Source organism: Segatella buccae ATCC 33574 (assembly GCF_000184945.1).
Classification (GTDB): Bacteria; Bacteroidota; Bacteroidia; order Bacteroidales; family Bacteroidaceae; genus Prevotella; species Prevotella buccae.
The window spans coordinates 780,978-802,324 of record NZ_GL586311.1 but is presented as its reverse complement, the minus strand read 5'-3'; the positions used below and the strand labels follow the sequence as shown (position 1 = coordinate 802,324).

Sequence of the window (21,347 nt, the reverse complement as noted above, 5' to 3'; positions counted from 1 at the left end):
TCTCTTGTCCCGCGAGGCCCTCCCCTCCTTCGGAGGGGTCGGGGGAGGCTTTTCACCTCTCCTTAATCAGCCTCTCGGCCATGGCCCTGCCCAGTGCACGGCACTTCTCCACCACTTCAGGTGTGAGTGCCTGCTTCATTTCTACGGGTTCGCCCACAGCCTCGAAGTGTATATGCTTCTCGTTCCATTCGGCTATCTTGGCCACGGCTTTGCCTGCCCAGCCATAGCTGCCGAACCAACCGAGCAGGTGGTTCTTGATGTCGCGGTTGGCTATCTCGCTCAGGAAGACTTCCATCTCGTGGTAGAGGCCCGTGTTGTAGGTGGGGGCACCCACGATGAGACCCTTGTAGCGGAACACGTCGCGGATGAGATAGGAGTGGTGGGTCTTCGAGACATTGTACATCATCACGTTTTTGATGCCCGCCTGACTGGCCTCACGGGCGATGATTTCGGCCATGCGCTCGGTGTTGCCATACATGGTGCCGTAGCATATCACGATGCCTTCCTCGGTGTCGTAGCGGCTCATTTGGTCGTACATGCCCACCACCTTGTCTGCATGTTCGTGCCACACAGGCCCGTGGGTGGGGCAAATGTAGTCGAGCTGCACGCCGGCCAACTTCTTCAGGGCGTTCTGTACGGGCGTACCGTATTTGCCAACGATGTTGGAATAGTAGCGCACCATTTCGCGCCAGAAGCGGTCGCAGTTGATTTCGGAGTCTATCAGTCCACCGTTGAGGGCACCGAAGCAGCCGAAGGCATCGCCCGTGAAGATGGCCCGGGTGGTGGTGTCGAGCGTCATCATGGTCTCGGGCCAGTGCACCATCGGGGTCATGTAGAATTGCAGGGTGTGCCGGCCCAGTGCCACGGTGTCGCCGTTCTTCACCTCATGTTCGCAGCCCCGCTCGCCGTAGAAGCCGCAGAGCATGTCAAACGACTTCTTGTTGCCGATGACCTTCACATCGGGATAGAACTTGCGCATGAGCGAGAGCGAACCGCTGTGGTCGGGCTCCATGTGGTTCACCACGATGTAGTCGATGGGCCGGTCGCCTATCACCTCGCGTATGTTCTCGATGAGCTGCGTGAAGAAGTCCACCTCCACGGTATCGATGAGGCACACCTTGTCGTCTACGATGAGATAGGAGTTGTAGGACACGCCATTGGGCAGGGGCCACAAGCCCTCGAAAAGGGCTTTCTTGCGATCGTTGACACCAACGTAATAAGTGTTGTCGGTTATTTTAATCATATTCTTAGTGTTGTTTGTAAGCAGCGTTTATGAGTCCGGCTCAGCATTGCCGCGGCCGGTGTCAGGTGCAAATGTAGTCATTTTCTATGAATAATAGAAGTTTTCCCTCCTTTTTATTGTTTCTGATCATCTGCAATGTATGAGTTGAAAAGTTTTATTTGATGTCACTGACAAACAAAGGATGGCAGTGCCCTGTGTAGGGCTCCTGCCATCCTTTGCCTTGAAGATATTCTTGGAGTGACGGTTGTCAATCGTCGAAACCGTCCCACATGTTGTTTCGCTTGGAGAGTGACTCGCCTCCGTCTTGGCCGGAAATTTGTCCTGTGGGGTCGTTATAGTGCTCTTTCCCGGAGTTGGAAGAGGAATTGCCTCCGACATTACTCACGCGGCTGGTGGCCTGCAACAAGGTTTCCATCTTTATTTTGACAACAGAGGTTTCCGGTGTTTGATATGTTTTTTTCATTTTTCGTATATTCTTTAGCGTACAACAATTTTCTTTCCATTCACGATGTAGATGCCGCTCTTCAGGCCGTTGAGAGCCTGTTGGCTGCGGCCGGCGATGCGCCCGTCGAGGGTGTAGACCACGCTGGTAGCAGGGTTGTTGCCAGCCTCTATCGTGACGTCTTCAATGCCGGTGGTGTGGCTGTCGTCTTCGGTGCCGAAGAAAGAGGCCGTCTTGGCTCCGCTTTCGGTCACAAAGGAGTCGTCGATGCCGAAGTTGGTTTGTCCTTTGAACACCTGCACGGTAGCCGAGAACGGATTCCACTTACCCGTGGTGCCCGTCTGGTAGAAGAACACGTGCTTGCCTCCCTTTGCCCCGAGGAAGTAGGTGTATTGCGGCATGTAGATGGGCTTGCCCACGCCGTTGTTCTCGTTGGCGTTCCAAGTGGAGAGGTAGTTGCCGATGAAGCGGTAGGTGTAGCCGCCATTCTCCGTCACGCTGCCCTCTTCCGTGGCACTGATGATAGTGGGGATAGGGCTGCCTTCCTCCAGTTGATAGCCCTCAAATGTGAGGTCGAGGGTGGGGGAGGCTGTCGGGAAAATCATATAGGCCTCGTGTGCCTTGATGACAATGGCGTCGTCGGAGGCTGCATTCTTATATTGGTCGTCCTTAAACTTCAAGGTGATGCGACGCTTCTCCTTGTTCCTCACCACTTCGTTCATCTTGCAAACCTCGGTGTTGGCTCCAAACACGGCTGTCACTTGCGCCTTGGTCATGTTGAAAGGCACGCAGATGGTCCACCACTGCTGTCCCTTTTTGCCGAACTTCCACTTCTCGGTGTCATCGTTGTAGACATTGGAGACGGTGATGGTGAATTTGTGTAGGCCCATGTATTTGGCCTTGTCGTAAGTAGTGGTGCCATTCCAGAGCTTTCCGGCTACAGCATCATTAAAGGTCTTTTCATAGGAGACTCTGCCCGGCCATATCTTCATATTGCCATAGTAAAGGTCGTAGAAAGCTTTATAAAAACTATTTGGGTTGTTTTCATCTATTTTCTCTACTCTGTAGTCACGAGTAATATCGGTATATTTGGCACGTTGTTCATTGGTCAGATCGGCGCGCAGGTGGAGCAATCCAAAGGTGTTTGCACCATTGATGTAGTTACGACGCTCGGCATAGCCATTTTTTGTATCTCCAATAGGGTTAGTATCGCTATAATTGGTGGGGGCGAATCCGCCGTTTCCCTTATATGTTCCCGCATCAAAAGCGTCATTGCCTACGATTGGTGCTTCCTTGCCGAGGAAATAAACATCCATCAGCTTGGTGTTGTTGAATGCTTTGTCACCGATTGTTTTCAAGCCGGCGGGGAAAGCAATGGTCTTCAGGTTATGACATTCTACAAATGCTTCCTCGCCAATAAACTCAAGAGAGTTGGGCAGAGTGATATGCTTGATGGTTGTGTTGTTGAATGCCTTTTTACCTATGCTCTTATATCCATTGGGAATAATAACGGTCTCTAACTGCGAATTAGTTCTTTGGAAACAAGCACTGAAATAATCGGGGACAATCCCGTCGTTGGTATGTGGAAACACGAATTTCTTGCATGAAATCCTTGTATTTCCATCGGGCATGAAAGTATGTGAGCCGGCATACCATTCACTTCCCTCGACCGTAATTTTATCAATGGAAGCCCCTTTCATGTCCAATGTGTTGAGAGTCCAAGTGTTTCCGTTTTGATTCTTCGCTACCAAAGTCTTGATGTCATCACTGTTTATATTGCCGGTGATGATGACATTCTGTGCAGTTTTGATGAGAGCCTGATACGCTGCGGTCATTCCTGAAGCATAATCGTAGCTCTTGTTCCCCCATTGGATGTTCTCTACTCCAATCTGTCCGGCCGCTCCATTCACGGCGATAGTAACTGTTCCCGAGGGATTTTCTGTCACTTTGACACTTGCGTGCGCACTTGCAGCCACGATGGCGGCTACAAATAAAAGTAAAATTTTTCGCATTGTTATTGTTGATATGATTTACACTCTCTTTGTCCTTTACACCGAATGATACTTTCTCTTGTCTGCTGCCCGCATTTTAGGGCGCGGCGATGCTCCTCTCGTGCTGATGATGAGTGGCAGTCAAAGGAGTGTTGCAAAATTCTTGTGTGGCGATACAAGCCGTTCTCTGAACTTGTTCGTGTTCTTAGAATAGTCTGCTTCCGATGCTTGGGAATGTTGTCTCTATATATTTGCTAATTTGTCGCTGCAAAGTTATCAAATATTTATGGGTGTTGTTTTACCCCCCCCGATTATTATATTTTGTTAACATAATAATCGTGCACTTAACATTTGTTATAGCGTTTTTCACGGTCTTTGTGGGAAATGGTCAAAAAAAGGCGGGCAGATGCAATCAGAAGATTGCCGTCTGCCCGCCTTGTTATCAATGCGCTTCGAGCCAGTTTTTGCCCCATCCGGCATCGGCCACGAGGGGCACCCGGAGCTTGTAGGCTCCCTGCATCTCTTCGACGACGATGCGTTCCACCTGCTCTTTCTCCTCGGGGAAGACAGAGAAGTTGAGTTCGTCGTGTACCTGTAGGATCATCTTCGAGCGGATGCCCTCGGCCTTGAAGCGGCGATGGATGCGCACCATGGCCACCTTGATGATGTCGGCCTCGGAGCCTTGTATGGGCGCATTGATGGCGTTGCGCTCGGCGAAGCCCCGCACGGTGGCGTTGTGGGAATTGATGTCGGGCAGATAGCGGCGGCGGTGGAAGAGCGTCTCGGCGTAGCCTTGCTTGCGGGCGGTCTCCTTGGCCTGCTCCATGTAGGCCTCCACGCGCGGGAAGGTGAGGAAGTAGCCGTCGATGAGGTCACGGGCCTCACCGTTGGAGATGTCCATGCGCTGGGCCAGTCCGTAGGTGGTGATGCCGTAGATGATGCCGAAGTTAGCCTGTTTGGCCTTCTTGCGCTCGGCGGGAGTCACCTCGCCGATGTCCTTATGCCAGATGCGGGCAGCCGTGGCGGCATGGATGTCGAAGCCCTCGCGGAAGGCTTCGATCATGTTTTCGTCTTCCGAGAGATGAGCCATGATGCGCAGTTCTATCTGACTGTAATCGGCTGAAAAAAACAGACAGCCCGGTTCGGGAATGAAGCACTTGCGAATCTCCTTCCCGTCGTCGTCGCGCACAGGAATGTTTTGCAGGTTGGGATCGCTCGACGAGAGCCGGCCCGTGGCCGTGACAGTCTGGTTGAACGAGGTGTGGATGCGCCCCGTGCGCGGGTTGATGAGTTTGGGCAGGGCATCGACATAGGTGCTGAGAAGTTTCTTGAGACCCCTGTAGTTCAGTATCTCGTCGATGATGGGACTCTTGGAGCGCAGTTGCTGGAGCACCTCTTCGGAGGTGACAAACTGCCCGGTTTTGGTCTTCTTGGGCTTGTCCACAATCTTCATCTTGCCAAAGAGGATGTCGCCCACCTGCCGGGGCGAAGAGATGTTGAACTGCTCGCCCGCCAACTCGTAGATGTGTTGCTCGATAGTGGTCATGCGCTTGTTGAAAACTTCCGACGTTTCGTGCAGTGCTTCGGTGTCGAGGCAAACGCCGTTGAGCTCCATGTCGGCCAGCACGCCCACCAGCGGCATCTCGATGTCGTGGAAGAGCCGGGCCACGCCGGCCTCGTCAAGTTTGGGTTCGAGCACGTTTTTGAGCCGCAGCGTGATGTCGGCATCTTCGCAGGCATACTCGTAGATGTCGGTGGGGGAGAGGTCGCGCATGTTTTTCTGGTTGCGCCCCCGGGGGCCGATGAGCTCCTCGATGTGTACGGTGCGGTAGCCCAAGTAGACCTCGGCCATGTAGTCCATGTTGTGGCGGAGTTCGGGTTGGAGCAGGTAGTGGGCAATCATCGTGTCGAACATGGGACCGGCCACCTCCACGCCATAGTGGCGGAGCACCTCGATGTCGTACTTGATGTTTTGTCCCACTTTCAGGATTTCGGGGTCTTCGTAGAGCGGTTTGAATATTGCAACGATTTTTAAGGCTTCTTCACGATTGGCCGGAATGGCCACATAAAATGCTTTCCGCTCCTCCACGGCAAAGCTCAATCCCACCAATTCGGCCTCGATGGCATTGGTGGAAGTGGTCTCTGTGTCCAGACTGAGAATTTTGTTTGTCCTGAAAAAGTCATAAAGTCGGCGCGCTTCATCCTCTGTTTCAATGAGTTGGTATTCGTGAGGTATCGTTTTTAGAGTCTCAAAATTCGCGTTTTCAGCGACAGACGGCCCGTCGGTCGGATTTTCGGCAAAAAAATCGAGCTGCAGATTATCGGTTTTTTGCTTCTTTTCAGCTTTGTTAAGCATTCGCTTTCTGAAGCTGTTGAACTCCAGTTCGGTGAAGATCTGGTCGAGTTTTGCCTCGTCGGGCGATTCCACCTTCAGATCGTCGAGCCGTATGTCGGTCGGCACATCCGTCCGGATGGTGGCGAGGAACTTTGACATCTTGATGTCTTCCACGGCCCCTTCCACCTTTTCGCGCAATTTGCCCTTCAGTTGTGCTGTGTTGGCAATGAGATTTTCCACGCTGCCAAACTCGCCGATGAGTTTCGCCGCCGTCTTCTCGCCCACGCCCGGACAGCCCGGGAAGTTGTCGGCCGAGTCGCCCATGAGTGCCAGCAGGTCGACGACTTGGAGCGGAGAGGCGATGCCATACTTCGCCTGCACCTCCTTGGGGCCCATCACCTCGTAGCCCCCGCCATGGCGCGGACGGTAGATATACACGTTGTCGGCCACGAGCTGACCGTAGTCTTTGTCGGGCGTGAGCATGTAGGCAGCCACGCCCTCGCGGCCGAAACGCGTGGCCACGGTGCCGATGATGTCGTCGGCCTCGAAGCCGTCTACCTGCAAGATGGGTATGCGGTAGGCTTCGAGAATGCGCTTGATGATAGGCACGGAGAGCTTGATGTCTTCCGGTGTCTCCTCGCGCTGGGCCTTATATTGGGGGAATGCCTCGTGGCGGAACGTCTTGCCGTGGTCGAAGGCCACACCGATGTGGGTGGGACGCTCCTTGGTGAGCACCTCGTTGAGCGTGTTCATGAATCCCAGCACAGCCGAGGTGTTGAGTCCTTTGGAGTTGATGCGGGGACTGCGCAGCAGCGCATAGTAGGAGCGGTAGATGAGGGCGTAGGCGTCCAAGAGAAATAATTTATCCATATTAAAAGCTGATTTTCTGCGTAAAATTACTAAAAAATTGCCACAAATACCGAATAAATAACTAAATTTGTAACAAATTTACAGACTCATGGATTATTTGACTCTCATCAAACAGCCGATTTCTTCAGAACTGGATACCTTTATCAACCTTTTCAACGACTCGCTGTCGCACGCCGACGGACTGCTCGGGCAGGTGCTTGAGCATATCAGGAAGCGGGCCGGAAAGCGCATGAGGCCGATGCTGATACTGCTCATGGCCAAGAATTTCGGTGAGGTGACGGAGGTGACGCAGCGCGCGACCGTGGGTCTGGAACTGCTCCACACGGCCAGTCTGGTACACGACGACGTGGTGGACGAGAGCGGGGAGAGGCGCGGACAGGCCTCGGTGAATGCGAGCTACAACAACAAAGTGGCCGTGCTCGTGGGCGACTATATCCTCTCCACGGCCCTGCTCAATGTGTCGCTGACGGGCGATCAGGCCATCATCACCTATCTGGCCCAACTGGGGCGTACGCTCTCCAATGGCGAGATATTGCAGCTCACCAACATCCGGAATCAGGAAATATCCGAAGAGGTGTACTATCAGGTGATACGCCAGAAGACGGCGGCTCTCTTTGAGGCTTGTGCGGGCATGGGGGCGATGTCGACCGGAGCCGGTCGGGAAGACATTGAGGCGGCCCGGAAATTTGGTCAAAACCTTGGCATCATCTTCCAGATACGCGACGACATCTTCGACTACTACGACTCTGAGGCCATCGGCAAGCCTACCGGCAACGACATGGCCGAGGGCAAGCTCACCTTACCGGTGATTCATGCGCTCCACACCACGGGAGACGAGGAAATGCGGGCACTGGCCATGAAGGTGAAGGAGGGGAGTGTGACGAAGGGAGAAATTGATGAACTGGTGGCTTTTGCCAAGCGCAACGGTGGTATAGAATATGCCGAGAGGCGCATGGGCGACTTCCATGCCGAGTGTATGGAGTTTATCGGCAGCCATGTGACCGACGGGGCTATCGGAGAGGCTCTCAAAGCTTACCTCAACTTTGTGATAGAGCGGAAGTCGTAGGGTGGGGGAGGAAAGGCCCTGAAGTCGGGTGAACACGAGGCCACAGGAGGCTGGTCTTTTGTTGCGGTGCCGTGCGGTGTGGGATGCGGAGGATGTCAATAGTTTTCGCATCATATTTGAAAATTGCACGCAAAAGTAGTATCTTTGCATTGGCAAGGGAAGCGCGAGGGCGTTTCCCTTTTTTCGATTACCACGGCCCCCCAACCCTCCCTAAAAGACCCCCAACCCCCTAAAGGGGGCTTTTCCATCCTGAAATGGGTAATGATTTGGCCAGAATGGCGTTGCGAAAGGGCCTCTTTGAGGTTGTCGTTTGGGCCGAGTGAGCTTCCGGGTGTGGCCGTTTTGGATGGTCGTTTGGGCCGGGTGAGGAAATTGATGGGGCGGATAGGGCGGATGAAGTGAATATTTTAAAAAAGCCAAAAGACGGGAGTGCTTTTGGCTGTAAGGCTTTTTCGAAAGATTTAATGTTTTGTGCTATATATCCGTTAAAGCCCCTGAAAAAAAACAGTCCCCTGAGAGGGGCTTTGCCATTCCACCTGTTTGCAGGATGGCAAAGCCCCCTTTAGGGGGTTGGGGGTCTCTTAAAAGAACTTCACTTCCTTGCCCACGAGTTCGCTGATGAGCAGGTTGGTGAGACGGCTGGTGCCCATGCGGAACCACTTGTTGGTGAGCCACTTCTCGCCCAGCACCTCTTTCACGATGGTGTAGTAGGTCACGGCATCGCGCACGGTGTTGATGCCGCCTGCGGGCTTCAAACCTATCTGGATGCCCGTCTGGTCGTAGTATTCCTTGATGGCCTGGCACATCACGTAGGCAGCCTCCGGAGTGGCGCTGACTTTCTCCTTACCCGTGGAAGTCTTGATGTAGTCGGCACCGGCATACATGGCGATGATGGAAGCCTTCTTCACATCGCTCATGGAGGGCAGGCAACCGGTCTCGAGAATCACCTTCATGGGGCATTCGCCGCAAGCCTGCTTCTGCTCGCCGATTTCGTCGGCCACACCCTCATAGTCGCCGCTGAGGTATTTGCCCACGGGCATCACGATATCAATCTCTGTGGCGCCGTCTTTCACAGCGAGTGAGGCCTCGGCCACCTTCACCTCGATAAATGTCTGAGAGGAGGGGAAACTGCCACTCACGTTGACCACTTGCACACCGTCTACCTCCAGCGACTCGCTCACGAGTTTGGCGAAGTTGGGGTAGGTGCAAATCGTGGCTACATGCGGCAATTCGGGATATTCTTTGTCGAAGCGGTTCACCTTTTCCACCATGGCGAGGATGTTCTCTTCGTTGTCGGTGGTGCGGAGGGAGGTGAGCTCCACGCTGCCCAAGAGGAATTTCTTCACTTCGGGAGTGTCGTTTTCGGGCACTTTCTCTGCGATGATTTTCTCCACCGCTGCTTTCACCTCTTCATCCTTGATGTTGGTGTTGTACTTCTGCAATGTTGCTACATACTTGTCTACGTCATTGATAGCCATAATTTTAAAGTTTTTAATGTTAGTAAATGGTTTATTTCTCGTACATGATGTTTAAGATTCAAACATTTAAATCTGCAAAGATTCAAGGGATGTGCCGAACTGTAGGGGCAATGCTTTATGCCTGCCCCTACAGTCCGGTACGGCCTTTTGCATACCTTTTCGTCATCCCAGCAATTTAGGGTTGTTGAGGTGGCGCGTGGCATCGCGCTTGGTCTTCTTTTCGAAGCTTTTTTGCAACTCCTCGGTGAGGTCTACCCCCGTTTGGTTAGCCAGACAAATGAGTACCCACATCACATCGGCCATCTCTTCACCCAAGTTGGGCTGTTCGCCCTTCTTGAAGCTCTGGTCGCCGTATTTGCGGGCCACCACGCGGGCCAACTCGCCCACTTCCTCGGTGAGACAGGCCATGTTGGTGAGTTCGGAGAAATATCTCACACCATAAGTCTTAACCCATTGGTCTACAGCTTCTTGGGCTTCTTTTATTGTCATCGTTGTTTTTCCTGTCTTTATAGCATACTTGTTTTCCATCGTCTTCTTCCGACTTTTGCCGTTTTTATTCACGCCCGGCACTCATTCACGGTCCATTCCCGCATCATGAATTGCAAATCAGCAACCTTTGAGGCTATGAGCATTTCACTTCCTATCCCCCTCGGAGAGGGGTCGGAGGTGAGCCTTTTTCCTTTACTCCCTCTTCTTTGTATCCATGCAAATGGTCACCGGCCCGTCGTTGCACAAATCCACCTGCATATAGGCCCCGAATTCTCCCGTTCCCACCTCTTTGCCCAAAGCATCGGAGAGTTTACGGCAAAATTCTTCGTATAGCGGCACAGAATGCTCATGCCGGGCTGCTCTCAACCACGACGGGCGATTGCCCTTCTTGTAGCTTGCAAACAGTGTGAATTGCGAGATGACAAGTATTTCGCCGCCCACATCCATGATGGAGCGGTTCATCACCCCGTTCTCGTCGTCGAATACGCGCAGTCCGATGACCTTTCTCACAAGCCAATCGACATCTTCCGACGAGTCGGCCTCTTCGATGCCTGTGAGGATGAGGAAACCCTGCCCGATGGAAGACTTGACGCTCTGGCGGATGGTCACCGCTGCACGGGACACCCGCTGTATCACAATTCTCATGTGGCAAATATACGAAAATTATTCCATAATTGTGTCGTTCGGATGGAAATGTTTATAGATAAGGTTACCTTTACTGGGCCCTAATAATTCTATAAGTTGTTGATTATCAGTTGCTTTAATCTGTTTGACGCTTTTCAGTTTCTTGAGTAACATTTCTTTAGTCTTGGGGCCTATACCCTTGATATCGTCCAATTCGCTGTGGAGGGCGTGCTTGGAACGCTTGTCGCGGTGGAAGGTGATGGCATAGCGGTGCACCTCGTCTTGTATCTGGGTGAGCACTTTGAAGAGTTCGCTTTTTACATCGAGTCCGACTGTCTGTGCGGGCCACCCGAACAGCAGTTCGTTGGTGCGGTGGCGGTCGTCTTTGGCCAGTCCCGCAATGGGGATATTGAGTTTCAGTTCTCCTTCCACCACCTGTCTCACCACATCCATCTGTCCCTTGCCGCCATCGGTGATGATGAGGTCGGGGAGGGGAGACTGCTCTTCTGTCATGCGGCTGTAGCGCCGCCGCACCACCTCTTGCATTGAGGCGTAGTCGTCGGGGCCCACAACAGTCTTGATGTTATATTTGCGGTAGTCCTTGCGCGAGGGTTTCATGCCCTTATAGACGATGCAGCCGGCCACGGCATCGGTGCCGGAGATATTGGAGTTGTCAAAGCATTCTATGTGGTAGGGCAGCTTGGGCAGTTTGAGTTTCTCTTGCAGTTCTTTCATCAGGCGGGTCTGCTTCTGCTCGGGATTGAGTTTCTCGGCTTGCTTCAGGCGGTCGAATTTATACTGTTTGCCATTCATTTCGGAAAGGTCGAGCAGGTGTTTCTTGTCGCCCCTCTGCGGTACGAAAAACTCGGCATCTTTCAGTTTCCATTCCATTTCGAACGGTACGATAACCTCTTTGGCATGGCTTCCAAACCGTTCGCGTATCTCCGGGATTGCTGTAATGAGGAGCTCTTGGTCACTCTCGTCGAGTTTGCGCTTATATTCGTAGGTGAAGCTTTGGTTGATGGTGCCGTTTTTCACGTGTATGTAGTTGATGAAGGCATTCTTGTTGGTGGAGTCGTCGACGATGGTAAACACATCCACATCGTCTATCGTGTGGCTCACCACCTCGCTCTTCGACACAAACTCGTTGAGCAGTGTGTATTTCTTTTTCAGTTCTTCGGCTATCTCGAAGTGCAGGAGCTCGGCATTCTTCATCATCTGGTCGTATAACCATTTGCTCACTTGGCGTGTATTGCCCTTCAGGATCTCCCTTGCCTGACGCATGTTTTCCTGATATTCCTCATAGCTTTGCTTGTTGATGCACGGTGCTCCACAGTTGTGGATGTGGTATTCCAGACAGGGCTTGTATTTCCCCTCAGCTATTCCTTCTTTTGTGATGGGGAAACGGCAGGTGCGGGGCTTGTAAAGCCGCTTGATGAGTTCCAATACGGCATACATGCTCCCGATGTGAGGATAGGGGCCGAAGTATGTCCCGGCTTTCTTGTTGATATGCCTGGTCTTGAATATCCGTGGGAAGTATTCGTTTGTTACGCAGATGCTGGGATAGGTTTTGCCGTCTTTCAGCAGCACATTGTAGCGTGGATTGTATTTCTTGATGAGTGCGTTCTCCAACAGAAGGGCATCCTCCTCAGTGTTCACCACGGTGTAGGAGATGTCCATGATTTTGGAGACAAGCACTTTGGTCTTGTATCGGTCTACTTCTTTATGGAAATAGGAAGATACACGCCGTTTGAGATTCTTGGCCTTACCAACGTAGATGATAGTATGGTCTTCATCATAGAACTGGTAGCTTCCGGGCTTCTCCGGCATGTTCAAAACGATGTTCTTGAGATTGGCCAGTCTTTTTTCGTTTTCTTCTCGTGTCACGTCGTGTATCTCCTTTGTTTATGGGCGTTTCGTGAATTGATGTTTCACGTGAAACGACAGTTTGCCCGTAATCGTTTCCTTGCGTTCTTGTTCTTTCCCATCATTTATTAGTCCTATTTATAAAAAAAAGTGTATGATGGGAGGGGATAGGTGGTGTCGGTGTGGTTCCGTTTGATTTCCAGAAGGGACAAATCAGATCCATTTGACACTGTCACTGTTATAAGAGAACTGCCACGCCCCTGTGGGAGCATGGCAGTGGTGGACTAGAACTTCAATAGGGAGGTTATTTCAATGTCTTTATCGAATGTGTCCCGACTGTTGGGAAATTCACTGTCCAGTTCGATTAGGAAGTTACAGTAGATCTTTTTGGGGTGGAATTTGCGCACAAGGTTGCAGGCTGCCTGCATGGTTCCTCCGGTGGCTAAGAGGTCATCGTGTAGCAAAATCACATCGTTTTCATTGATAGCATCTTCGTGTATTTCGATGGTGTCCATGCCATATTCTTTGGCGTAGCTTTCTTGGACGGTTCTGCATGGTAGTTTGCCGGGCTTACGGCAAAGCACGATGCCTGCGTTGAGCCGCACGGCTAAGGCGGATGACATGACGAATCCGCGCGATTCTATGCCTACAATCTTGGTGATTCCCTTGTCTTTGTAGAGCTCAAACAGTTCGTTGTTGATTTCTTTCAGCGAATTGGGATTCTTGAAAAGGGTCGTTACATCGCGGAACATCACCCCTTTGATGGGCCAATCGGGAATGCAACGCAGATTCTTTAATAATACCGGGTTGTTCATTTTCTAAATGATAAGTGTTTATTATGTTTTGTTTATGATGTCTTATCGGTGGAGTTCCTTATAGCCTCTGTAGTCCTCTCTCACTTTTTTGATGGATGCGTAATCAACGATTCACGTTTTTCTTTAAGGCCTAAATGCTTGGTTCTGTGTCGTTTATGTCGCCTTTGGTTTCACGTGAAACATAGCCTTTTTGCTATCTTCCAAGAAGTACCAGCAGCACGTTGATGTCGCTGGGAGAAACCCCGGGGATCCGACTTGCCTGTGCCAAGGTTTCAGGTTCAATGCTTGAAAGCTTTTGTCGGCCTTCCGTTGAAATCTCGTGAAGGGTGGCGTAATCGAATCTTCCCTTTATTTTGATGTTCTCCAAACGGTGCATTTTGTCTGCAACGATTCTTTCCCGATCAATATAACCTTTATACTTCATTTTGATTTCCGCGGCTTCGGTTATTTCTTCCTTGCGGTTTTTAGGCGATTCCAAGATTTCTTTGAGCGATGGAATGATTTCTGAAAGGTTTTGTAAGGTGAGGTTGGGGCGTGTCACCAAGTCTACCAATTTACATCCGGCACGCAAAGGCGTCGTGCCAAGTGCCTCTAATTGTGGATTGATGTGCTCCTTATTGATAGGTGTATCCTCGCAGAAACGGATGATTCTTTCGATGGCTTCTTTCTTTTCAAGCCACCAATCGTAACGTTTGCGAGTAGAAATACCGAGGTTATACGCCTTTTTCGTGAGTCTGGAGTCGGCATCGTCCTGCCGCAAGAGTATGCGATATTCTGCACGGGAAGTAAACATTCGGTAAGGTTCATCTACCCCTTTAGTGGTCAAATCATCGATGAGAACGCCGATATAACTTTCGTCACGATTCATCACAAAAGGCTCTCCGCCATTACAATGGATAGCTGCATTCACACCGGCTACCAATCCTTGTCCTCCTGCTTCCTCGTATCCGGTGGTCCCGTTTACTTGTCCTGCAAAGAAAAGTCCGCTTAGAATCTTCGATTCCAACGAATGTTTGAGTTGTGTAGGATCGAAATAATCATATTCGATGGCATAGCCGGGACGGTAAATCTTTGCATCTCTGAGTGCCGGAATTTTGTGGATGGCCTCCAGCTGTATGTCCAATGGCATACTGGACGAGAAACCATTGAGATACATCTCATTTGTATTTTCCCCTTCGGGTTCGAGAAAAAGCGGATGTTGATCCTTGTCGGGGAAAGTGACAAGCTTGGTTTCTATTGATGGGCAATAACGGGGACCGGTGCTTTGTATTTGTCCGTTGAAGAGGGGAGAGTCGGCCAAGCCCCCTTTCAATACCTCATGAACCTCTCCGTTGGTGTAGCATGTCCAACAAGGAAGCTGTTTAAGCTTTCTTTCTTGTCCCATGTAAGAGAAACGATGGAAGCCGGAGTCACCTTGTTGTATCTCCATATCCTCGAAATGCACGCTTCGTTTGTCGATGCGCACGGGTGTTCCGGTCTTCATGCGGGCCGAGACGATGCCATGTCTTGTGATGCTTTCAGTGAAATAATGCACGGCCGGTTCGGCACATCTTCCACCTTCTATCTTATGTCGACCAACGTGCATGAGTCCATTGAGGAATGTTCCGGCAGTCACGATGACACTTTTCGCACGAAATGCCACTCCCCAAATGGTCGTCACGCCTACGGCTTCGCCATTTTCTACAATCAGTTCGTCAGCTTGATCCTGCCATACGTCGAGGTTGTCAGTGCGGTCAAGCATGGTTCTCCATTCCCAAATGAACTTCCCCCGGTCGCATTGTGCGCGCGGACTCCACACGGCAGGGCCTTTGCCGATGTTGAGCATACGAAACTGAATGGCCGTATTGTCGGTCACCAATCCCATCTGTCCACCCAAAGCATCGATTTCTCTGACAATTTGTCCTTTTGCGATTCCCCCCACAGCCGGGTTACAACTCATCTGCGCTATTTTGTTCATGTCCATTGTGATGAGACATGTGTGAGCACCCATGTGTGCTGCTGCTGTGGCAGCTTCGCAACCGGCGTGTCCGCCCCCGATGACGATAACGTCATACTTGTATATCATCTCTTATCTTTCCTCGTTTCTGATTTCTCGGCAAAAGTAAGAAATTAAATTGAATTTTTGGAAGAAATACTTTGCTTAATCATTAAAATATAGTATTTTTGCACTCGGTAAGAGCTTTTTAATACCTAAAACAAGGTATTGTGAAGGCGGCATCCTTATAAATTGTTACCATGAATAGGATATACTGAATAGTTTCTAACAGTTAAATAATTAAAAGTCAATCATTTATGTGGTTAATCAACTCATCTATCGGTAGAAAAGTCGTGATGTCGGTAACAGGTGTTGCGCTTATTCTATTTTTGACATTCCACGGTTGTATGAACGTTGTAGCCCTCTTCTCAGGAAAGGCTTATAACATGATTTGTGCATTGCTCGGGGCCAACTGGTATGCTGTGGCGGCAACTATTGGTTTGGCAGCTTTGGCAGTTTGTCACATCGTTTATGCGTTTATCCTTACCGCACAAAATCGTCGTGCCCGTGGCAGTGAGCGTTATGCTGTCACCGACAAGCCCGAGAAAGTGGAGTGGGCAAGCCAGAATATGCTGGTTCTTGGAATCATCATCGGTCTCGGTCTGCTGCTGCACCTTTTCAATTTCTGGTTCAACATGATGTTTGCCGAACTCACCGGTATGACCGTTGCCCACGATCCTGCCGATGGTTTTGCTTTCATCAAAGACACCTTTGCCAATCCAGTCTACGTGGTTCTCTACGTTATTTGGATTGTAGCCATTTGGTTCCACCTCACCCACGGGTTCTGGAGTGCCATGCAGACACTCGGTATCAACGGTAAAATTTGGTTCAACCGTTGGAAGACCATCGGGTTTGTCTACACCACCCTGTTGCTGCTCTGCTTCCTCATCGTGGTGCTTGCTTTTGCCTTCGGTTGTGCGCCCAGCCTTTGCTGTGCAGCATAATTCCGTCTAATCAATAATGAATCAAACTTTAGAATATTATGACAAAGACATTAAATTCCAGAATACCCGAAGGCCCCGTGGCCGAGAAATGGACTAACTATAAAGCTCACCAGCGTTTGGTGAACCCCAAGAATAAGTTGAAACTGGACGTAATCGTTGTCGGTACAGGTCTTGCGGGTGCTTCTGCCGCCGCCACACTCGGCGAGATGGGCTTCAACGTGATTAACCTCTGCATTCAAGATTCGCCCCGCCGCGCCCACTCCATTGCCGCGCAGGGTGGTATCAATGCCGCCAAGAACTACCAGAACGACGGCGACTCCATCTATCGTCTGTTCTACGACACGGTGAAAGGCGGCGACTATCGTGCCCGCGAAGCCAATGTCTATCGCTTGGCAGAGGTGTCCAACAACATTATCGACCAGTGCGTGGCCCAAGGCGTTCCTTTCGCCCGTGAATATGGAGGCATGCTCGCCAATCGCTCGTTTGGTGGTGCTCAGGTGAGCCGTACATTCTATGCCAAGGGGCAGACCGGCCAGCAGCTGTTGCTTGGAGCCTATTCTTCATTGAGCCGCATGGTTCAGGCCGGTAAGGTGAAGCTCTACACACGTTATGAGATGGAAGATCTTGTCATTGTAGACGGGCGCGCCCGCGGTATCATTGCCAAGAACTTGGTGTCCGGCAAGCTCGAGCGTTTCAGCGCCAATGCCGTCGTTATCGCCACCGGTGGCTACGGCAACACCTATTTCCTTTCCACCAACGCCATGGGATGCAACTGCACGGCTGCCATCCAGTGCTACCGCAAGGGTGCTTACATGGCCAATCCCTCTTACGTTCAGATTCACCCCACCTGCATCCCCGTGCATGGCGACAAGCAGTCGAAGCTGACACTCATGTCAGAGTCTTTGCGTAACGATGGCCGCATCTGGGTGCCCAAAAAACTCGAAGATGCCAAAAAGCTTCAGGCCGGAGAGCTTCAAGGCAAGGATATTCCCGAGGAAGACCGCGACTACTATCTGGAGCGCCGCTATCCGGCCTTTGGCAATCTCGTTCCCCGCGATGTGGCTTCACGTGCCGCTAAGGAGCGTTGCGACAAGGGCTATGGTGTGAACAACACCGGACTGGCCGTGTTCCTCGACTTCTCAGAGTCCATCAACCGTCTCGGAAAGGCCGAAATCGAAGCCCGCTATGGCAACCTTTTCGATATGTATGAGGAGATTACCGATGTCTCTCCTTACGAAAACCCGATGATGATCTTCCCCGCCATCCACTACACCATGGGCGGCATTTGGGTTGACTATGAGTTGATGACCACCATTCCCGGTCTGTTTGCCATTGGCGAGTGCAATTTCTCCGACCACGGTGCCAACCGTTTGGGTGCTTCCGCCCTCATGCAGGGTCTTGCCGACGGTTACTTCGTGTTGCCTTACACCATTCAGAACTACCTCGCCGACCAGGAGATTTGGCCCCGTCTCTCCACCGATCTGCCCGAGTTTGAAGAAGCCGAGAAGGCTGTAGACAAGGAAATCGACCGCCTTATGGGCATTCAAGGCAAGCGCTCTGTCGATTCCATCCACAAGGAGCTGGGCCACATCATGTGGGAGCACGTGGGCATGGGCCGCACCAAGGAAGGCCTTGAGGAAGGGTTGAAGATGATGGCCGAACTGCGCAAGGAGTTCGACACCAACCTCTTCGTGCCCGGCACCAAGGATGGTCTCAATGTAGAACTCGATAAGGCTATCCACCTGCGCGACTTCATCCTCATGGGCGAACTCGTGGCCTACGATGCCCTCCACCGCGAGGAGAGTTGCGGCGGTCACTTCCGTGAGGAGCACCAGACGGAGGAAGGCGAGGCCAAGCGCGACGACGAGCACTTCTTCTTCGTGGGTTGCTGGGAGTATCAGGGTGACGATACGAAAGCCCCTGAACTCATCAAGGAGCCGCTCGAGTATGAGGCAATCAAGGTACAAACACGTAACTATAAGAATTAACAATTATGGCAAAGAATATATCATTCACAATCAAGTATTGGAAGCAGAACGGCCCTAAGGACAAGGGACACTTCGATACACGCGAGATGAAGAATATCCCCGACGACACCTCGTTCCTTGAGATGCTCGATATTCTCAACGAAGAGCTCATCAACGAAGGTAAGGAGCCGTTCGTGTTCGACCACGACTGCCGCGAAGGTATCTGCGGCATGTGTTCGCTTTACATCAACGGCACGCCTCACGGCAAGACCGAGCGCGGAGCCACCACCTGCCAGCTCTACATGCGCCGTTTCAACGACGGTGATGTGATCACCGTTGAGCCTTGGCGCTCGGCCGGTTTCCCCGTGATCAAAGACTGTATGGTGGATCGTGGTGCTTTCGACAAAATCATCCAAGCCGGCGGTTACACCAGCGTGCGCACCGGACAGGCACAGGATGCCAACGCCATTCTGATTCCCAAAGACAATGCCGATGAAGCCATGGACTGCGCCACCTGCATCGGTTGCGGAGCCTGTGTGGCTGCCTGCAAAAACGGTTCGGCCATGCTCTTCGTCAGTTCCAAGGTCAGCCAGCTGGCCCTCCTTCCCCAAGGCCGTCCCGAGGCAGCCAAGCGGGCCAAGGCTATGGTGGCCCGGATGGACGAACTCGGTTTCGGTAACTGTACCAACACCCGTGCCTGCGAAGCCGTATGCCCCAAGAATGAGAGCATAGCCAACATTGCCCGTCTCAACCGCGAGTTCATCGTGGCCAAGATGGCCGACTGATCATCGCCCGACAATTATTTGTCAAACGATAAGTCCAATCCCTGCGGAGTCCTTTCCGTGGGGATTTTTTTGTTTCTTTAAGCATTTCCGTTCCCCTCGCCCTCATGTCGGCATCGGAAGAAGAAAGCCGGTTGCAGCCGTTTTGTTCTTTCAATCAAACCATTGTCCCCATGAAAAACGTTGTTTTGTATTCAAACAACACCGTTTTTCTTATCTCTCCTGATAGGATATTCCCGGATTTTATGTATATTTGTCCCCATGCTGAAGAGGAATATGCTGCTGTTTTTAGCCACTGCCGCAACGTTTTGTATGCGTGCCGCAGAGGCCGACTCTCTTTCCCGTTGGGGTGTGGAGGTGTCGGCAGGTCTCTCCCGTGCGCTTGCCCCCGACCGCTATTGCTCCATGTTTCTGCAAAACCGCCATGCCGACACCTATGACATCCGTTTCCATTTCACTTCTCTCCCGCAAGACAGCGATGCCTTTGCCCAAGACTATCACTATCCCACGCTTGGCGTAGGTCTGAAGTTCAACCGTACCGATGTCACCATGCACCGTTCGGCCGCTCCCGACTGGGGAATGGCAGAGCCCGTGGACTATCATTCCCGTTTGGGCAACCAGTGGGCCCTTTACGGTTCGTTCATCCGACCTCTGTGGCGTTGGCGCAGGTTGATGGCCGACTATTCCCTCAATTTCGGAGTGGCTTATAGCCATCTGAAATACTCCAAGGCCGACAATATTGACAACGAACTCATCGGTTCCCGTTGGCTTTTCTATTGCAATTTCGGCCTTCACGCCACTTGGCGCGTGGCCCGCGACTGGGGGCTGAAAGGCGGTGCGGAGTTCTACCATTTCAGCAATGGCACGCTCAATCGTCCCAACAAGGGAGCCAACTTCTTTTCTCCCGTCATCGGCCTTGTGTATATGCCCTGCTATGAGCAGGTCTACGCTCACCGCCATCGTCCGTTCGCTGCTCCTTTCCACCGCTATTGGTATCTTGATTTTGCCGTAGGCATAGGTGCCAAAGTGCCCGACGAAGACTGGCAACTCACCCAGTTTGGCACCCCATCCACCTCTCCCGACTATCGTCGCGGGCGTTTCCGCGTCTATGCCGCCTATTCCCTTCAGGCTTCCTTGATGCGCCGCTATGCCCGCCGCTGGGCTTCCGGTGCCGGACTCGACGTGTTCTATGGCACCTATTCCGGCCACATCGCCTCTCTCGATGCCGCTGCAGGCCGGCAGTTGAGCCACAGTCCTTGGTCAATGGGCCTTGCTGCTCGCCACGAAGTGTACTACCATCAGCTTTCACTCAGTCTGTCGCTCGGTGCCTACATCTATCGCCGCATGGGGCATGGAGCCAAACTCGTGGAGAAACCCTACTACGAGCGTCTCGGCATCCATTACACTTTCCGGCGGTTTAACGATCTCCGGTTGGGTGTCAACATCAAGGCCCACCTCACCAAAGCCGACTTTTCCGAAGTGGTAGTAGGCATTCCCGTCCGGCTGTAGCCGTCGGGCATCACCGTTATAATATCCCGTAAAATGATGAAGAAAATATTGATGATGGTTGCCGTGTGCAGCCTTTGTGCCTGCACATTGCAGGCGCAGAAAGCCAAAACAGGAAAGCAGGCCGTCTCGGGTGTCCCGTCTGTGACACGTGTGCGTGCCGGTTCCAAGTCAGTTTCCCCACCTTCGGGCCCCTCCCGGCATCCGTTGGGCAAGACCGCCCGCGCCCTTCAGCGTCAAGGCTATGTCAACGTGAAAGATGCCGACAGCTCCATCCAAGTGAGTCTGATGTATGCCCGGCCCGACAATTTTTGCGGTGTGACACTCTATGACGACCTCCGTGAGGCTTTCCTCCACCCCAAGGCTGCGAAGGCCTTGTGCGAAGCCCAGCGCTTTCTGAAGACCCTTCGTCCCGACCTCAGCCTGAAAGTCTACGATGCCGCCCGCCCCATGGAGATACAGCAGAAGATGTGGAACCGTGTGAAAGACACTCCGCGCGACATCTATGTCTCCAATCCCGCCCACGGAGGAGGTATGCACAACTACGGTATGGCCGTGGACATCACACTCTGCGACGCCCGTGGCGACACGTTGCCGATGGGCACGAAGATAGACCACATGTCTTCCGCCTCCCACATCGACCGTGAGGCCGCCCTCGTCTCTTCCGGCCGCCTTTCTCCCACAGCCCATAGCAACCGCCAACTCCTCCGGCGCGTGATGCGTCATGCCGGTTGGATGCCCCTGCGCACGGAATGGTGGCACTTCAACCTCTGCTCCCGCACCACGGCCCGCCAGCATTACAAGGTGATCACCCTGCACTGACAGCCGTCCTCGCCGGCTGTCGGTGTATGTCAAACTCTTTCATGCCGCATTTGCATTTGAGCTGAAGATTGA

At 52.1% G+C, this 21,347-nt stretch carries 16 protein-coding genes; 6 read left to right on the top strand and 10 right to left on the bottom strand.

The genetic code is table 11. The features are described from left to right. Window positions 1-52: 52 nt before the first annotated feature. The 4 genes from HMPREF6485_RS02945 to polA form a co-directional block, all read right to left on the bottom strand. A complete protein-coding gene (locus HMPREF6485_RS02945) occupies window positions 53-1,243 on the bottom strand; it encodes an FprA family A-type flavoprotein (protein ID WP_004344578.1) in 1,191 nt (396 codons plus the stop codon). Between the two features lie 247 nt (window positions 1,244-1,490). Beyond that, the gene (locus HMPREF6485_RS02940; RefSeq protein ID WP_004342070.1) at window positions 1,491-1,706 is read right to left on the bottom strand and encodes a hypothetical protein; all 216 of its coding nucleotides are present in this window, start codon (window positions 1,704-1,706) and stop codon (window positions 1,491-1,493) included. A gap of 14 nt (window positions 1,707-1,720) precedes the next feature. Further along, complete coding sequence (locus tag HMPREF6485_RS02935; RefSeq protein ID WP_004344574.1) at window positions 1,721-3,697, bottom strand: leucine-rich repeat domain-containing protein; 1,977 nt, start codon at window positions 3,695-3,697, stop codon at window positions 1,721-1,723. Between the two features lie 421 nt (window positions 3,698-4,118). Next, a complete protein-coding gene (polA, locus tag HMPREF6485_RS02930; RefSeq protein ID WP_004344571.1) occupies window positions 4,119-6,881 on the bottom strand; it encodes a DNA polymerase I in 2,763 nt (920 codons plus the stop codon). An 88-nt stretch (window positions 6,882-6,969) separates the two neighbouring features. On the opposite strand from polA, the gene HMPREF6485_RS02925 reads away from it, so the two are divergent. Next, the gene (locus HMPREF6485_RS02925; RefSeq protein WP_004344569.1) at window positions 6,970-7,947 is read left to right on the top strand and encodes a polyprenyl synthetase family protein; all 978 of its coding nucleotides are present in this window, start codon (window positions 6,970-6,972) and stop codon (window positions 7,945-7,947) included. A gap of 581 nt (window positions 7,948-8,528) precedes the next feature. Here HMPREF6485_RS02925 and deoC read toward each other — a convergent pair. The 6 genes from deoC to mnmG all read right to left on the bottom strand — a co-directional run bounded on the left by deoC (window position 8,529) and on the right by mnmG (window position 15,284). Then, entirely contained in the window at window positions 8,529-9,425 is an 897-nt protein-coding gene (gene deoC / locus HMPREF6485_RS02920) for a deoxyribose-phosphate aldolase (RefSeq protein WP_004342074.1), read from the bottom strand. A gap of 162 nt (window positions 9,426-9,587) precedes the next feature. Next, window positions 9,588-9,914: a nucleotide pyrophosphohydrolase gene (locus HMPREF6485_RS02915; protein ID WP_036928010.1), complete on the bottom strand. Its 327-nt coding sequence runs from the start codon at window positions 9,912-9,914 to the stop codon at window positions 9,588-9,590. 192 nt (window positions 9,915-10,106) lie between these two features. Further along, on the bottom strand, window positions 10,107-10,559 hold the full coding sequence (dtd, locus tag HMPREF6485_RS02910) for a D-aminoacyl-tRNA deacylase (RefSeq protein ID WP_004344564.1): 453 nt from the start codon (window positions 10,557-10,559) through the stop codon (window positions 10,107-10,109). Between the two features lie 18 nt (window positions 10,560-10,577). After that, window positions 10,578-12,425, bottom strand: coding sequence for an excinuclease ABC subunit UvrC (gene uvrC, locus HMPREF6485_RS02905; RefSeq protein WP_004344563.1), 1,848 nt, complete (start codon window positions 12,423-12,425; stop codon window positions 10,578-10,580). 263 nt (window positions 12,426-12,688) lie between these two features. After that, complete coding sequence (locus tag HMPREF6485_RS02900) at window positions 12,689-13,219, bottom strand: adenine phosphoribosyltransferase (RefSeq protein WP_004342078.1); 531 nt, start codon at window positions 13,217-13,219, stop codon at window positions 12,689-12,691. A gap of 193 nt (window positions 13,220-13,412) precedes the next feature. Further along, entirely contained in the window at window positions 13,413-15,284 is a 1,872-nt protein-coding gene (mnmG, locus tag HMPREF6485_RS02895; protein WP_004344560.1) for a tRNA uridine-5-carboxymethylaminomethyl(34) synthesis enzyme MnmG, read from the bottom strand. Between the two features lie 227 nt (window positions 15,285-15,511). On the opposite strand from mnmG, the gene HMPREF6485_RS02890 reads away from it, so the two are divergent. From HMPREF6485_RS02890 to HMPREF6485_RS02870, 5 genes are all read left to right on the top strand, one after another. Continuing rightward, entirely contained in the window at window positions 15,512-16,198 is a 687-nt protein-coding gene (locus HMPREF6485_RS02890; RefSeq protein ID WP_004342080.1) for a succinate dehydrogenase/fumarate reductase cytochrome b subunit, read from the top strand. A gap of 38 nt (window positions 16,199-16,236) precedes the next feature. Next, entirely contained in the window at window positions 16,237-18,186 is a 1,950-nt protein-coding gene (locus HMPREF6485_RS02885) for a fumarate reductase/succinate dehydrogenase flavoprotein subunit (protein WP_004342081.1), read from the top strand. Window positions 18,187-18,191: 5 nt separating this feature from the next. After that, complete coding sequence (locus tag HMPREF6485_RS02880) at window positions 18,192-18,950, top strand: succinate dehydrogenase/fumarate reductase iron-sulfur subunit (RefSeq protein WP_004342082.1); 759 nt, start codon at window positions 18,192-18,194, stop codon at window positions 18,948-18,950. Between the two features lie 273 nt (window positions 18,951-19,223). Beyond that, a complete protein-coding gene (locus HMPREF6485_RS02875) occupies window positions 19,224-20,456 on the top strand; it encodes an acyloxyacyl hydrolase (RefSeq protein ID WP_004344555.1) in 1,233 nt (410 codons plus the stop codon). Window positions 20,457-20,489: 33 nt separating this feature from the next. After that, on the top strand, window positions 20,490-21,275 hold the full coding sequence (locus HMPREF6485_RS02870) for a M15 family metallopeptidase (protein ID WP_004344553.1): 786 nt from the start codon (window positions 20,490-20,492) through the stop codon (window positions 21,273-21,275). Window positions 21,276-21,347: the final 72 nt, after the last annotated feature.

Excerpts from the sequence above, each read along its gene's own strand:
- HMPREF6485_RS02925 (WP_004344569.1), top strand. The coding sequence starts at position 6,970 with ATGGATTATTTGACTCTCATCAAACAGCCGATTTCTTCAGAACTGGAT.
- HMPREF6485_RS02890 (WP_004342080.1), top strand. The coding sequence starts at position 15,512 with ATGTGGTTAATCAACTCATCTATCGGTAGAAAAGTCGTGATGTCGGTA.
- deoC (WP_004342074.1), bottom strand. The coding sequence starts at position 9,425 with ATGGCTATCAATGACGTAGACAAGTATGTAGCAACATTGCAGAAGTAC.
- HMPREF6485_RS02935 (WP_004344574.1), bottom strand. The coding sequence starts at position 3,697 with ATGCGAAAAATTTTACTTTTATTTGTAGCCGCCATCGTGGCTGCAAGT.
- dtd (WP_004344564.1), bottom strand. The coding sequence starts at position 10,559 with ATGAGAATTGTGATACAGCGGGTGTCCCGTGCAGCGGTGACCATCCGC.
- HMPREF6485_RS02870 (WP_004344553.1), top strand. The coding sequence starts at position 20,490 with ATGATGAAGAAAATATTGATGATGGTTGCCGTGTGCAGCCTTTGTGCC.
- HMPREF6485_RS02900 (WP_004342078.1), bottom strand. The coding sequence starts at position 13,219 with ATGAACAACCCGGTATTATTAAAGAATCTGCGTTGCATTCCCGATTGG.
- mnmG (WP_004344560.1), bottom strand. The coding sequence starts at position 15,284 with ATGATATACAAGTATGACGTTATCGTCATCGGGGGCGGACACGCCGGT.
- HMPREF6485_RS02945 (WP_004344578.1), bottom strand. The coding sequence starts at position 1,243 with ATGATTAAAATAACCGACAACACTTATTACGTTGGTGTCAACGATCGC.
- HMPREF6485_RS02885 (WP_004342081.1), top strand. The coding sequence starts at position 16,237 with ATGACAAAGACATTAAATTCCAGAATACCCGAAGGCCCCGTGGCCGAG.
- HMPREF6485_RS02880 (WP_004342082.1), top strand. The coding sequence starts at position 18,192 with ATGGCAAAGAATATATCATTCACAATCAAGTATTGGAAGCAGAACGGC.
- polA (WP_004344571.1), bottom strand. The coding sequence starts at position 6,881 with ATGGATAAATTATTTCTCTTGGACGCCTACGCCCTCATCTACCGCTCC.
- HMPREF6485_RS02940 (WP_004342070.1), bottom strand. The coding sequence starts at position 1,706 with ATGAAAAAAACATATCAAACACCGGAAACCTCTGTTGTCAAAATAAAG.
- HMPREF6485_RS02915 (WP_036928010.1), bottom strand. The coding sequence starts at position 9,914 with ATGACAATAAAAGAAGCCCAAGAAGCTGTAGACCAATGGGTTAAGACT.
- HMPREF6485_RS02875 (WP_004344555.1), top strand. The coding sequence starts at position 19,224 with ATGCTGCTGTTTTTAGCCACTGCCGCAACGTTTTGTATGCGTGCCGCA.